Below are 16273 nucleotides of genomic sequence, written 5' to 3' on the forward strand. Positions count from 1 at the left end.
GCATAATCAGATTAAACCTGATTCCTGATATTGACCAAATCGATAATCAATGTGATTGTTACTCACAAATAGCTTAATAACGCAAAAAAAGGAAACAAAAATTCATGCAAAGGCGACTCAGATCAATTTTTAGCTATCGGACTTTTGTTGTCTTTGTTAGCATGATTTTATTGTCTGAATCTGTAGGGATGACAGCAAAGGCAATAAATGTAGAAATAGCTCAAAAACTAACAACTACTCCCCAAAATCTTAGCCCTGCTCAACAAAAAGCCTACGCACAAGGAAAGCAACTATTAGAAGCAGCAGATCAACTCTTACAACAGGGAACACCCACTTCTCGACAGCAGGCTTTGGCGAAATATTTGGAAGCGTTAAAAATTTGGCGGGAGATTGATGATCGCACTCAGGAAGCTACTACGCTTTTAAGTATCGGCACACTCTATTATATCCAAGGCGAAAACTCAAAAGCTCTGGAATATTACAACTCTGCACTATCTATCAGGCGGGAACTCAAAGATAGTTTAGGAGAAGCTGTCATACTTCAGTCTATTGCTGGGGCATATTTTAATTTGGGAGAAAAGCCCAAAGCTTTAGAATATTACAATCAAGCCCTATCTATATTTCAAAAGGCGAAACAATCCTCTTTTGCTGCGCGTGCGTTAATTGGGATTGGCAGAATTTATTTTAGTTCGGGTGAGACAAAGAAGGCATTAGATGCTTACAATCAAGCTCTAGAGATTCAACGAGCTAGTCGCGATCTAGATGGGCAAGCTGATACTCTGGAAACAATTGGTCAAGTTTACACCCAATTAGGTGAATCGCAAAAGGCTTTAGCAGCTTTCAATCAAGCATTAGATATCCAGCGTACAACAAAGAATATAGCCGGACAAGTTGATACTTTAACACTCATCGCTACTTTGTATAGCTCATTGGGTGATAATCAAAAAGCCAGGGAAACCTTAAGCCAAGTACTGGAACTACAAAAACAATTACCAAAACCAGACTTTGGCAAACAAGCCCTAACTTATATGAGTATAGCCGTAACTCATGTGGTTGCTAACGATTATCAAAAGGCATTGGAATATTTTAAAGGAGCGCGATCGCTCTTTCAACAAGCTGGCAACGCCAATGCAGAAGCGGAAGTATTGACACAAATCAGCTTTGTTTATAACGAATTAGGACAACAGCAGAAGTCGCTGGACGCATTAAACCAAGCGTTACCTCTTCAGCGTACGCAAAAAAATCGGTCAAGGGAAGCCTTCACACTCAACAATATTGCGGGGATTTACGCCTCATTTGGCAATTATCAACAAGCTCTCGACTTTTATAATCAAGCCATCACTATCCAGCGTCAGATCAACGATCTACCAGGAGAAGCAGCTACACTCATTTATATCGCTAAATTGTATCAGTCATTGGGTAATTATCAGTTAAGTATTGATACTTATAAACAGGCGCTAGATAAATTCCAGACTGTAGGCGATCGCTCTCAAATAGCCCAAATCCTGGATAATATAGGTAACGTTTATCGCACAGCACAAAAGCCGGAAAAAGCTTTGGAATATTACAATCAGGCTCTAACATTGTGGCGCGAACAAGGGGGATTATTCCAAGAATTCAGCACACTCACAGGTATGATTCGCGCTTATGAGTCATTAAAGGATTATCCCAAAGCATTAGATACTGCTAACCAAGCGTTAACATTGGCGAGAAAACAACAAAGCCCTTTAAGTGAAGCTTCTGCTCTGGGTTTATTGGGTAGAGTGTACTTAGCATCCAAAGATTATCAAAAATCCTTAGATTTTTCCACCCAAGCAAACTCTAAATTTCGTGCATTAGGTGTTCCTCTTGGTGAAGCTAATACTCTACGTAATATAGGCAAAGCCTACAATTCCTTAAAACAGCACCAGCAAGCAATTGTGAATTACAATCAAGAACTTAAACTGTTGCGGCAATTGGGCGATCGCACTGGGCAAGCGGAAACTTTGTATAATATCGCAGTTAGTGAACGCGATCGCAATAATCTAGAAGCGGCTCGCAGTCAAATTGAATCAACCATTAAAATTGTTGAAGATATCCGCACCAGAGTCACCAGCCAAGACTTACGGACTTCTTACTTTGCCTCAGTCCAGAAATATTATGAATTTTACATTGACCTGTTGATGCAGTTGCACAAACAGCAACCATCTCAAGGTTACAATGCCCTAGCCCTACAAACCAGCGAACGCGCCCGCGCCCGCAGTCTTTTGGATTTGCTCACCGAAGCTCATGCAGATATTCGTCAAGGTATAGATCCGACGTTACTAGAAACCGAACGCAGCTTGCAACAACAGCTGGATGCGCAAGAAAAACGCTGGTTGAAACTATCTACGAGCGAACGCACCACAACCCAATTGCAAGAACTCGAAAAGCAAACCGCAGCACTTCTGGAACAGTATCGACAACTGCAAGCTAAAATCAGAGCCGCCAGCCCCCGTTATGCAGCTTTGACACAACCCCAACCCCTGTCACTCAAACAAATTCAGTCCTCAGTATTAGACGACAACACTTTACTACTAGAGTATGCCCTAGGAGAACAACGCAGCTACCTCTGGGCTGTGACTAAAAACAGCATTACTAGCTACGAACTACCCAAACGCGCAGACATTGAAGCTGCTGTCAAAAAGTTCCGCAGGGTTTTAGTCTCACCAATTGAAAAAACTAACCCAGTTACAGCCGCCAGTCTCCTGTCGCAATTGATACTGCAACCAGTAGCCCAGCAATTAGGACAGCGACGCTTAATCATCGTTGCTGATGGAGCTTTGCAGTATATCCCCTTTGCGGCTCTGAATACACCAGGCTCCAAAAATAGCTCCTATGAGCCATTAGCAGTCAAACACGAAATCATTTCTCTGCCCTCAGCCACGACACTGGCTGTTATCCGCCAAGAAACCGCCGGACGCAAAATTGCACCGAAAGCATTAGCTGCGATCGCTGATCCCATCTTTTCCCCCAAGGATGAGCGGGTTACAGGTGGCACACCGAATCCGCAAAACAGCATTCAGAACCTGGATTTGCAACAATTAGACAGGTCTGCAAGAGAAGCAAACATCAGCTTTGACCGGTTACCATTCACCCGCCAAGAAGCTGAAACAATTCTTTCGCTAGTACCAGAAAAACAGCGCAAACAAGCCTTTGACTTTACTGCTAACCGTGCTTTGGCTACCGATCCACAGTTAAGTCAGTATCGAATATTACATTTTGCTACGCATGGCATCCTTAACAGTCAACATCCAGAGTTATCAGGTGTAGTGCTATCGCTGTTTGATCAAGCTGGTAAACCGCAAAATGGCTTTTTACGGTTACATGATATTTTTAACCTCAAACTACCCGCCGAACTAGTGGTACTCAGTGCTTGTGAAACTGGGTTAGGTGAGGAAGTCAAGGGAGAGGGATTAATAGGCTTGACAAGAGGGTTTATGTATGCAGGTAGCCCCAGAGTTGTAGTTAGTTTGTGGAGTGTGGACGATCAAGCAACTTCGGAACTAATGAAGAAGTTTTATAGCAAAATGTTGCAAAATAACTTAAAACCTGCTGCGGCACTCCGGGCTGCACAGATAGAAATGTGGCGCGATCGCAATTATAATTCACCCTATTTCTGGGCAGCTTTCACTCTCCAAGGTGAATGGAATTGAGGTGGAAGTGAACACAGGGGAGCGAAAAGCCTAAGTGTGGATGAAAAATAACCTCTCACAAGTGCGTTAGCACAAAGAAACTCACAGGCGTGCCTTTTCCTGTCAAAGACACTCCGCTTAGCTTGCTTCCCCGTAGAGGTACGACGAACGCCCACAAGGAGGGCATGAAAATCAATGCCCCATGCCCTATTTTCAAGACATTTATCTATATCTGTTACTTACTGGCCATCGGTAGCCAGACTACTTAAATTAACTGACACTCATCCTCTAGATATATCAGAGAGTCAGCACCATCAGTATTTGAATTTATTTAAAGTAGCATTTAGAACTAAATAATTCAATAAGTTTCCAGATAATAAAATTAAACTATGCGATCGCCTATGACGCAGATAGTGTTTAATAATTAAGTATAAATAAGTTAAGAAGTATCTAAGATGGTTTCAGCAAATGCACACTGGTAAATCCTTCATTAAATTATGTCGCCAGCAAAAATAGCCACTAAGTAAAGATTCGTGAATCTAGTTAAAAAAATTAATATAGCGTTACATATATTACAGGTTAAATATCCAAGAAAAACTTAAGATTTACTTTATAAATCACCGCTCATAAGTGGTCTTTAGCTCATATATTAGTATTTGGATATTTAGTATTTGATATTACAGCTATTTTTTGGTTATAGCTGATTTGTCTCACACTTACCTAAGTGGTATTGCTGTTTGAATCGTATATAATCTACAACACTACGTTGAATATCTAATTAATTCAGAAAAACAATGGCAATTATTAATGGTACTTCTGGGATTGATGAATTACTGGCAACGACAAGTGGCGATACTCTCAGAGGTTTAGAAGGAAACGATATCCTTGATGGTACAAGTGGACAAGGGAATAATATCCTAGAAGGTAATGAAGGCGATGACGAGATCTTCGCCTATACGAACGATACAGCTAAAGGCGGATCGGGCAAGGACACCATACAGTCCATTGGGGAGATGAATATCCTCTATGGCGGTGATGACGACGATCTAATTTTTCCTCACCTCAAAGATCAAGTTTTTGCGGAGGCTGGTAATGACACCATTTATGCAGGTCTTGGTGGTAGTACTTTAACAGGAGGTTTAGGTAACGATCTGTTCTGGATTGCTAATGAGGAATATTTAGATGCACCCAATATCATTGAGGATTTTAATCCTACAGCAGATAGCTTGAAAGTGGAATTAGAGGGCATCACTAACATTGCTGATCTGACTTTTAAACAGCAGGGAAATGATGCTTTAGTTAGTGCTAATGGTAAAGACCTAGCTATTATTAAAAATACTAAAATTGATGATATTTTAAATGGGGGTAATTCGCAGAACATTAAAAAGCTACTAGTAGACAGCGATAATATTTTCACCTTATCGGCTTCAATCAATACCAAAATTAAACTGAAAGCCAAACTCATTAGTAACAAATCTAATTCAGTTAACGAAGTCGGTTTCTTTGTAGTCAAAGATAACAAGGGTACAATTATTGATACTACAGGTAAATCCTTCACCCCTGCCGATGGAGATGCTTACATTCAAGCAGCCCTAAAACAATCTTTGAGTTTATTTTCATCAATTACAAATTCACCAAACGGCTTTAACACCATTGATATTTCGCGAATCGTTGAGAAAGTAGGCGGCGATCGCTTGGTGTTCTATTTCGTGGAAAATGGCACTACGGATGGTGCGATTAGAGGTCGCATCCCTCTAAGTCAAGTGACCTTAGGCTCGAAGTTTGGTAATGGTAACTCAGATCAATTCAAAGTGAATGACCTGGGCAATAATCAATTTAATTTGGCTTGGGGTCAAGATAAAATGGTGTTGAGTTTCTCTTTGACTGAAGAGTCAGTCCAACTTGGCACCAATCTCCAAGGTGGTAACCCTGCTGAATTAATTGATTTAACTAGTATATCAGGAACTGTCAATGCTGATTTCTCCGTGTTCCGGGAAGCAGCATACAATAATGAAGTCTATTTCTATAAAGTTGATAAGGCTGACGGTTTAATTGGTAGTGTTGATCCAGCTAATGCCAGTACGGCAAATTATCTGCAAGCAGCACTCAACAATCTCGTCAAAGACCAACTCACAGGTGAGGTCGTTAAACTTGCTACTCCCAATCAAGGTGTACAAAAGGGCAAAGCTACCATTACAGCCGGTTCAATTTTAGCTCCCATGATCGTGATCAATGGCAGCTTGTCGCAACTGACAGATACCAACCCCAACAATAATCCTCAAGTTTACTTTCCATACTTGGGAGTCAATTCTGATAATGTTGACCATATGCGTTTATTGGCAAATAACACCTTCGGGTTTGAGGATTTAACTGGTGGCGGCGATCTGGACTATAACGATGTCATCATTAACATTAATTTTTCCCCTACTGTTTAACCAGTGGTTAAGAATTTATTGGGTCTTCAGTACTTAGTTATACCGCTCATCTCACGAAATAGGCTCAACCTTTACCAAAGCAGGTTTTTCCTTATTTATTTCGATTTTGGGGCTGTTTTAAAATATTAATTTCTGTTAGCATCAAGTAGCTGCTAATTAAATTGATAGTATTAGACCGAAAGGTGTTGAAGACCTCTACAAGGTTAAGGAGATGAAAGCTTTACCCAGATGTTAGAGCATTGAATATAATGTTGGATAGTTAACGATTGATTGCTGCTTTTGCAAAGATTATTAACTATTGTTAGAGGATCTTTAAGCAATGATTTATGCTGCTATGGAAAGATTTATGCTAAATCTGCTTGCCTCTTAAGAGTTACTTTCTAAATCATCTCGAATAATTTTCTTAGGAGTATGTCGGATCATGCCTTCTATATTAGATAATGCTTATATTATTGGTAAAGATAACTTTCAATCTTGGAGCCAAGGCTACGGGACAGAAGGTTATTTAAAGGTTTTACCCCATCCTGACATAGTAATTCCTTATAAAGATCCCTATCAAGATTGGCAGAAAGGTATCCCTGGCAATTACTTTTCTAGTTGGGGGCCAGAAAAAGAATTAACAGCGACCCTAAAGATGGAAGATTTAGGGCAAGTAGAAATTCCTGGGTTAGGAATTCTCAAATCAGGAGATGGTAAAATTTCCTGGCTCAACGGTAAAGCAACTCCCTATGAACAGCTAAGAGGCTATAACGGTACAATTCCCGGACCACTACTGATTACCGAACCTGGGGATACCTTAAATATCAACCTCACAAACAATTTAAAAAATCCTGCCCAAGTCACTAATCTACATACCCACGGACTCCATGTCTCAGCGATGGGACATGGAGATAATGTGCTTTCTGTATTGGAATCTGGAGAAACTAAGCCTGTAGATATTAAGATTCCCGACAATCATTTCATCGGACTCGACTGGTATCATCCCCATCTGCACGGAGTAACGAATGAACAAGTAGGCTCAGGATTGGGTGGTCTGTTGCTGGTTAACCCCCCAAACGATCTGCCAGATTTGCAAAAGTGGGATGTGACAAAACGTCCCATGTATTTCATGGCGATTAATACTTTTGGCATCCAGCAACAACTAAGAACAGGAAAAGCAGGCGATCCTCTCAATCAAGATCCCAATATACCAATTCCTGCGGGTACACCTCTACAAGTATTAGACAAGACGGGAGGGCAAAATGTTTATGAACTATCAGATGCCCTTTATCTAGGTTATAACGCCAAACCTGTCTCCTATGACCCCACCCAACCTTTAGGCAATCAGCAACAATTTCGGTCTATATATGGCGGAGATAAGTTAGGAGAACCTGTAGAAAATGTGATTCACACCGTCAATGGGCAATACAACCCAACGATGGAGCTGAAAACTGGTGAATGGGACTTGTTTTCATTCGCTAATATGAGCATCAACTCACCTCATATTTTGCAATTGGTGAAAGATGATGGTGACAAACTAACTCCGCAGAAAGTGATTTTGGCAGGCATTGATGGTGATGCTTCTGGGATAGTAGAGGATACCAGACGAGAGGTCACAGAATTGCCAATCCTATCTCCTGGATCGCGATTATCTATTCAACATTGGTTTGAAGAGCCAGGTACTTATTATTTCCTCTCTAATGGCACCGAAGAATTATTGGGTGATAAAGCCCCAACCTTAATTAAAGGTCATAAAGGATTTGATGATGGTCACTTAATTTGGGGATCTCAAGTTTTAGCAACCATTAAAGTGACTGGTGAAAAAGTTCCTACTGGTGATTTTCCCCAAGTCTATGACACTCTAACAGAACAAAGTCAGCAGATTGACGAACTTGTCCAAGCCGCAAACAACGGTGATTACGATCGGGAGCGGACATTTATTTGGTCTGCGAACCTAGGTAACGCCATCCTAGAAGGTAATTATCCGGATCTTACCAAGGTAAACTCATTCGAGGGAACTTATCAGATTAACGGGGAGTACTTTTCTACTACCCCAGGTAAGAGCATGGTTCCACTCACCATGCCAATGTTAGGCACAACAGAAATTTGGGACGTAGTTAATGCATCTGGAGTCAGTAATCCCAATCTGGGACAGGCAGATATTCCCTTTACAGAATGGCATCCATTCCACATTCACCAGAATGATTTCACTGTCCTAGAAATCAATGGTATCCCCGTCAAAGACATCAAACAAAATTACTTAGAGGGTGTCTTAAGTGATACTATTATGCTCCCCCCTACTTACGACCCCGCTAAGCCACCTACGCCAGAAAACCCCTACGGTACAGCAAAACCTAACGGTGTGCCATCAGAAATCAAAATGCTGATGGAGTTTAAAGACTTCCCTGGTAGCTATGTGAACCATTGCCACATTCTTTTCCATGAAGATGCCGGAATGATGGCCGTTGTCAGGGTAATTCTCAATACAAAAGATACTTGGCTAGGTTTGTCAGCAAACAATAATTCTCAGGGATATGTAGAGTTAATCAGGGCTAACAATACTCAACAAAGCATCAACCTCAGTGCCTATGGAGCAGATTTCAATAAAGGAATAGATGTTGCCATTGCAGATGTTAGTTATAAGCAGGACTTTGACAACCAAAACGTTACTGATAACATTACTGATATCATCACAATACAACATTCCTTGGAAAACCCAGGAGAGCAATTTACAGTTAAAGTATTTGATGGCAAGACATTAATTGATCAACAGGAAGGAGGTAAAAAGGTATTTGGTGGTGGAGATCCAAACCTACTAATTACAAAATTTAATGTCTTTAAAGATATCAACGTAACCCCAGAGCAAATAGCATCAGTAGCATCTGGTGACATCAATGGTGATGGCTACGCCGATATAGTTGTTGGTATCGGTGGTGGAGTCAAACCACTGATTGAAGTTTACAGTGGTAAAGATTATCAGCTAATCAGCCGACTTGACCCATTTCACCACGAAGAGTTCCAGGGTAAAATCAACCTGGCAGTAGGGGATGCAAACGGAGATAACTTTGACGATATCATTGTTGGTCAGGGACGTGGTGGCAAAGGATTAGTAGAAGTTTACAGTGGCGCATTAATTGATGGTCAGATACGTAAGAGTCAAGAAAATCCTAGTCAAGCAAATCCTCTAGATCCTCGTGAGACATCACATGAGACTGCACTGTTGACCAAGACTTTTCAACCTTATGGAGAATCTTATACAGGAGAGGTTGAAGTCACATCTGGCTATGTACTCCAAAGACCTGACATTCCTAATGATTCTCCTGTCCAAACTAATAATGCCAACATTACTACATTAGCTGTAGATCAAGTCCCTGATGGACACAAGCAGCTGAAAGTCTACACCTATCTTGGCGGAGGACATGGACATCAGATGGATTCTGGTGGAGATCACATGGAATCTAATGATGCGCCAGAAATGCGTTTGGAAAAAGAATTTACTCCTGATGGTAACATTAAAGAACTTGCCGGCACCTTCGCTGATATTCCCGATCACCGGGGTGAACCAGTTTTGTTTGCTCGTCAACAAGACGGCAATTATGACTTAATTCACCTCAAGGACAAAAATGAACCAGAATTTTTGAGTGTTGCTGCTACTCCTCCGCCACCACCTTCTCCTGCGCAACCAATCTTTGGTAATGCGGGGAATGATATATTCGATGCAGCCGATCCTCAAGGTAAATTTGATGGCGATCACCAAGTTGTCTTTGCAGGTAAAGGTGAAGATATAGTAGATGCCACAGTCGGTGTTGGTAAAAATCGCATCTTCGGTGGAAGGGATGGAGATGAACTTTTCGCGAGTACAGGCGATCGCCTATTTGGTGGCGAAGGCGATGATATACTTGATGCTTCCCTTGGTGGTGGTAAAAACCGTCTCTATGGGGGAGATGGCAATGACGATTTCTACCTTGGTAGTAATGATTACCTCTTTGGTGGTGATGGGAATGACCGATTCTTTGTCGTCACTGGTGGTAACAACAAAATCACTGGTGGTAAAGGAATTGACCAATTCTGGATTGCTGATGGAGACATACCAAATGCAGCTAACATCATCACAGACTTTGGGTTCGGCGAAGATAAAATTGGTATTGCAGGTATAGGTGCATCATCCGTTAACGATCTCAGCTTCACTCAAGAAGGAAATGACGCATTAATTAGCTTTGACAATCAAAAACTGGCAATTTTACGCGGTATTCAGGCAAATGCCTTGAATACAAATAACAATTTTGTGTTTGCTTAAATATAATACAGTGGGTGCAGCAATCAACCATTGATTGAAATGTCTGCACCCCTGGCAAAAAGGTAATGACGAATTATGAACTACTATGATGTCCGGCAAATGATCCTGAATACGTCATTGCTTTTGAAAAGAATTGAAAGGAAGCGATCGCATCGTTTTTGGGATTGCTTCCCTACGGTCACAATGACGGTTATTTGAACTGAAACAATATTACGAATTACGAATTACGAATTACGAATTACGAATTACGAATTACGAATTACGAATTACGAATAGAGCTAATCAACCTCACAACTAATACAGGAGATTTACGTAAATGTCTCATGGTACTAATATTACCCCTGGTAATCCTGGTGACAAGACCCATTTGATTACAGACTACAACATAGTCCCCCAGAACAGTGACGAGCGTAAAACTTGGTATGCTTCTAGCGACTTGTACACAAACTTAGCCAGTACTCGCGAAACAGGAGGAACTTTCAACGCTTTTGATTTCTTCCTACCTGTGGGAGGCGGACCGCCATTACACTACCACACTTGGGAAAACGAAGCTTGGTATGGAATACAAGGAAATCTCACCTTTGGACTTGGTAACAAAGCTTCTACAAATCCCCAGAGTCCATTCCCATCTGAGCCAAAATATACTCTCGCTGGTGTACCTGCGGGAATGCTCATCTACGGGCCGAAATTACTCAGCCACGTATATGGAAACAAGGATTCCACAGATGCGGTAGTCGGGGCAAATAAGGGAGCAAGAACCTTTTCCATCACTGCTCCTGGAGGATTAGAACAATTCTTCACCTATGTATCTGAAACTGTACCACCAGGGGACAGAAATAACCCCCTACCAACACCACTACCCCCCCCACCAGAGCAATTTAAAAGATTGGTGGAAATCGGTATCCGGGTTGGTGGCGCACCATATTTCGTATTACCACTACCAGACTATAAACCACCGGCTGATTCTTTGGATTATGTAGCAGTCCTGCCAAAGAATCCGGATCAAGATTTAGTAAACAGAGTTGTCGAGTTGAAAAACCAGGCGCAAGCTAATGGCGAACTCGATCAGTTTAAGATTTGGCAAATTGGTGGTGACGGTGATGATGATAAAATTCCATTTCCGGTTCGCCCGACTTTTCAAGGAGATTTTGGCATCCAGTACACTTCGCTTTTAACTCCTGAAGAAACTGGTGGCGACTTAAAATACAATGAATTTACCCTGAATCCTCAAGGTAATGCTAGTAATTTTCCCACACAAATTGAGAGTGATAAACAGCAAGTTTTCTATGTCAAAGAAGGAGAACTATCGCTCAAAATCGGGGATGAAGTTAAAGTTGCAAAGAAAGATGAATTTGTTTATATTGCACCAGACAATAAATATTCCATCGCCAACGTTGGCAGTACGCCGGTAGATGCGCTAGCAGTCACAATCCTCAAGGAACCACCACCACCAGTTCCTACACCTTCACCATTAACACCTCAAGGAGCTGTATCGTCTAACCATATTGCATTCCTTGGTGGTGACAATCAGATATTCGATCAACCCAATGAGAGCCGTAATCGGATCTACGGTACAAAGGGAAATGATGAAATCTACCTCACTAAAGACGATCGCGCTTTTGGCAAAGATGGAGACGATCTCCTTGATGCTTCCAGTGGTGACGGCGGAAATCGGATCTATGGCGGCAAGGGAAACGATGAAATTTATGTCAATAAGAGCGATCGCGCCTTCGGTGAAGATGGCAATGACATCCTCGATGCATCTCGAGGTGAAGGTGGTAACCGTCTTGATGGCGGTAAGGGCAATGATGACCTCATCGCAGGTAGCAATGACGAACTGCATGGCGGACTAGATGACGATCGACTGTTCATCAGCGAAGGCGGTAACAATGTTCTCTATGGTAACGCCGGCAAAGACCAGTTCTGGATCGTCAATGGTTCAATACCTGCTACAGTTCCCGAAGACAGGCAAAACAATTACCAACTCCAACCGCCATTTGCACAAGTAATTCAAGGTGGTTTGCCAAAATTAGAAGACACTCGAAACACGATCGCGGACTTTGAAATAGGTGTTGACAAAATTGGTATTAGCGGTCTTGACATCTCCTTTGATGATTTAAGGCTACTGCCCGCCTTTGGCGATCTGCAAAGCACCAGTATTATCGCTACTATGGGCGACAAAGAAATATCCCTAGCAAATGTTAAAGGCGTGATCTTCGACGAATTGAGTGCCAGTGACTTCGTTTTTGAAGATGGTGGCGATAACGGTGGTGGTAGCAATAACAACTATCAAACTTTTACTCCCACTGATGAACTGGCGATCATGAAACTGATGGCCAAGTATGATATAGCCCTTGATGAACAAGATATCCCCACAGCAGTAGCTGCATACGCCGATGATGCCATTCTCGCCAACCTTGATGGACAGGTGCAAGGTAAAGCAGCTATTCAACAGGTGCATGAATTCTTGTTAGCGCCATACGATCCAGTCACCCAACCAAATAGACGTGAACCAGGAAGGCGACATGTTACTAGCAACATCGTCATTGAACCTACTAGTGCTACCACTGCAACTGCTCGGTCTTACCTCATGGTTTTCAGTTCAAAGACCGATCTGGAATTTGTCGCCCTAGCTGTGCAGGAAGATAAGTGGGTAAAGGTAAATGGAGAATGGAAAATCCAGGAGCGCAAAATTATTGACGATGCTGGATTCCGAGACTCAAATCTCCGAGGTGCTACTGGATATGTCGAAAATATCACTACTGATAAAGATGATTTAATCCTCGGTACTACAGGCGATGATACCTTTAGCGGAAAAGAGGGAAATGATCGGATGTTCGGATTAGCAGGTAACGATAAGTTATCTGGTGATAATGGCAATGACTTTTTGCAGGGGGATCAAGGTAATGATTCTTTAACTGGTGGTGACGGCAGAGATGTACTCAATGGCGGTTTAGGTGTTGACTATCTCACAGGTGGTGGCGATACAATTACAGGATTAGATGATGCAGATATCTTCATTGTCAAATCTTTCAATGATCTTAACACTGACAATCATGATGTAATTCAAGATTTTCAAGTGGGAACAGATGTATTAGGTCTAGTAGATGGAATCCAGTTTGGTAGTCTTACTATTAGCCAAAATGCAGCCAACACCGAAATTCGTCTGACAAGTAATAATGAGCTGTTATCTGTGCTGACGGGTATTACAGCAACTAGCATTACACAGAATAGTTTCATTGATTACGTAGGTTAGCAAGAATTACTAATTCGTAATTTGTAATTAAACGGCGGTAAAACCATCAAAATCCCCAAAAATTTTGATGGTTTTACATTGGCTTGAGAGGTTGTTTGAAAAATGGTTCGCTGTGATTTTCAGCATCTATTGATCACCCCTCCCCTAGCGCCTTTTTTGAAGCTGGGCTGTTTCCATCTATTATCAGGGGTAATTTGTCAATATCATTGGCGATGTTTTTTTGGTATAGAAGTGAGAGCGTGATTGCGAAACATAACCCTTGACATTATGAGCCTTTGAGGGAACTAAACATCCCAGCTCCTTGTTAAGGGGGATAATGGGAAATCTAAAACTTTTTGCTACCAACAAAAAGACTTTTAAAACATCCTCTCCCTCTCCCGGATTTTTTCCAGTATTTTCAGGTGAAGGCCGCTTTCAAAATTTCTTGTGCAAAAAATTTGAATCTCAAAGGTGTAAAGTATAACATAACTATGTTGATCGCCTGACCCAAATACTGAAAATTCATGAGAAATTTGAAATTCCTGGGCAACCATCGTTCTGTTTACAGGCAGATACTGCTGGCAATCTCAGCCATCCTGGTTTACCAAATACTACCTACTTCCATCCAGGTATTCGCTCAAGAAGTGAAAACAGATGGCGAACAGTCCGTTACAGAGCAAAAGACATCAGATGGGCAAGGAATAGACCAATTGTTATTTTTCCCATCCCTACCGACAACTGTTAATTCTAGCAAAACGCCCTTTCAAGAGCAAAATCATCAGACAATCATTGCTCAAACCTCTCGTGAGTTAAATTCCCCACCATCAGCGGATTCTAGCCTTTTCGAGACATCTAACGAAGATGAGTCAGAAAACGATCCAATGGCTCAAGTCACCAACATTTCTCAGTTGCAGGACGTGCAGCCAACAGACTGGGCCTTTCAAGCTATACAATCGTTAGTTGAGCGCTATGGCTGTATTGCTGGTTATCCTAATGGTACCTTCCGTGGCGATCGCGCTTTAAGTCGTTATGAATTTGCCGCAGGTTTAAATGCCTGTTTAGACCGGGTTAATGAACTAATTGGCTCAGCTACTCAAGAGCTAGTTACTAAAAAAGATCTAGAAACTTTAAAACGCTTACAAGAAGAGTTCGCTGCTGAATTAGCAACCCTACGCGGTCGTGTAGATGCCTTAGAAGCACGCACTACGGAATTAGAAGCAAATCAGTTCTCTACAACCACCAAACTGTTTGCTAATTTAAGAGTGCAAACTAATGCGTATTTTTCCGGCGATGGCGATCCTAAAGCTAATATCCAATACAATCTATTCTTGGGCTTCCTCAGTAGTTTCACAGGTCGAGATTTATTGCTGACTGCGATTGGTGTAACCAACACTCAGTTTCCCGATTTAGCCAGTACCAACAATGGCAGAGATGTTGGTTCTACAAGGGAAGGTTCTAGCGATGCTACTGGTTCCGGAGACACTGGCAACTTCGCCCGCCTCATTGGTTTGGAGTATCAATTTCCCGTTGGCGACAAGTTATTGATAGACATAGTTGCGGCTAATCGCTATCGTTTTAGCCCATTTTTACTATCACAATATGTTCCTTACTATCGGCTGGGTCAAGGCCCTACCAGTGCCTTTGCTGAAGCACCCCCCATCTATTTAGTCGGGGCTGGATCTGGTGTTTCAGCTAGTTATAAAATTGTAGACTCGACAGTATTAACTTTGACTTACTTAGGAACCTTTGCCGACCAATCCCAAGCTGGTGGTTGGTTTAATGGAGACTACGTTGCTGCTGCCCAGGTTCACTATAATCCCAATCCTAATTTATTCTTGCAACTTTTATACCAACACGGCTACTTTAGTCCAGGTAATTTTGGCTTTAATAATGGTCAAACTTTTCGCGGCAATGGTTTTGTTGGTTCTGCTCTGGCAAACCGCTTTGATGATGCTGGTGTTTTATTTAACGAAGCATCTGCGGTTACTACTAATGCTTATCAGGTTGGTGGCTACGTTGCTATTGCTCCGAAAGTGCTAGTCGGTGGTTGGGCTAACCTGATTAAAGCTAGACTCATCGGTAAAGGTGATGCTGATATATGGACTTACTCAGTGCAAGCTGCCTTTCCTGATTTATTTAGAAAAGGAAATCAGGGGGGGTTAATTGTCGGTATGGAGCCTACTTTGACAGGTTTAAGAACCAATCTGCCCCATCCAGAATTCAAAAATGATACCTCATTGCATATCGAAGCTTATTATCGACATCAGCTTTCTGAGCAAGTCTCAATTAGTCCCTCTCTGATATGGATTACATCGCCTAACCAAGATAATAGCAATGAAGATATTATCATTGGTGGTGTCAGAACCAACTTCAATTTTTAGCGCTGTTCCTGTAACTGCAAGCTTTTCTGGGATTTTTCGTAGACCAGATGTAAAAAGTTATTAAATTCAGGGTGATTAAAAAATAGAGTCATGCCAATATCTAGTAAGACGTACACTTAATCAAGCGGCAAGCCGGTCAGCCCCGCATTTTACATCGGGGCTGAAACACTTTAATCCAAAGTCAAGCTCACCATCAGTAAAATGTAACTGAGACAATCGTCAGCAACCCCCGACTTCCAATCGGGTTTTCAGTCAAAACTGAAACCCTAGCCAAACCACGGCTAAGTACCTTG

Annotated in this window: 5 protein-coding genes; all 5 read left to right on the top strand. The window is 41.8% G+C overall.

The genetic code is table 11. The features are described 5' to 3' along the window. The first annotated feature begins 104 nt into the window (after window positions 1-104). The 5 genes from AACU32_RS24035 to AACU32_RS24055 all read left to right on the top strand — a co-directional run bounded on the left by AACU32_RS24035 (window position 105) and on the right by AACU32_RS24055 (window position 15980). Window positions 105-3674 (top strand): CHAT domain-containing protein, encoded by a 3570-nt coding sequence (locus tag AACU32_RS24035; protein WP_096603727.1) that lies wholly within the window; start codon window positions 105-107, stop codon window positions 3672-3674. Window positions 3675-4447: 773 nt separating this feature from the next. Next, a complete protein-coding gene (locus tag AACU32_RS24040) occupies window positions 4448-6088 on the top strand; it encodes a DUF4114 domain-containing protein (RefSeq protein ID WP_096603728.1) in 1641 nt (546 codons plus the stop codon). Window positions 6089-6509: 421 nt separating this feature from the next. After that, window positions 6510-10364, top strand: coding sequence for a multicopper oxidase domain-containing protein (locus tag AACU32_RS24045; RefSeq protein WP_096603729.1), 3855 nt, complete (start codon window positions 6510-6512; stop codon window positions 10362-10364). 316 nt (window positions 10365-10680) lie between these two features. Beyond that, a complete protein-coding gene (locus tag AACU32_RS24050) occupies window positions 10681-13620 on the top strand; it encodes a nuclear transport factor 2 family protein (RefSeq protein ID WP_096603730.1) in 2940 nt (979 codons plus the stop codon). Window positions 13621-14123: 503 nt separating this feature from the next. Next, the gene (locus AACU32_RS24055) at window positions 14124-15980 is read left to right on the top strand and encodes an iron uptake porin (protein ID WP_339378222.1); all 1857 of its coding nucleotides are present in this window, start codon (window positions 14124-14126) and stop codon (window positions 15978-15980) included. The last annotated feature ends 293 nt before the right edge of the window (window positions 15981-16273 follow it).

Origin of the sequence: Calothrix sp. NIES-2100 (assembly GCF_963875285.1) — a bacterium.
In the GTDB taxonomy this organism is placed as follows: Bacteria; Cyanobacteriota; Cyanobacteriia; order Cyanobacteriales; family Nostocaceae; genus Aulosira.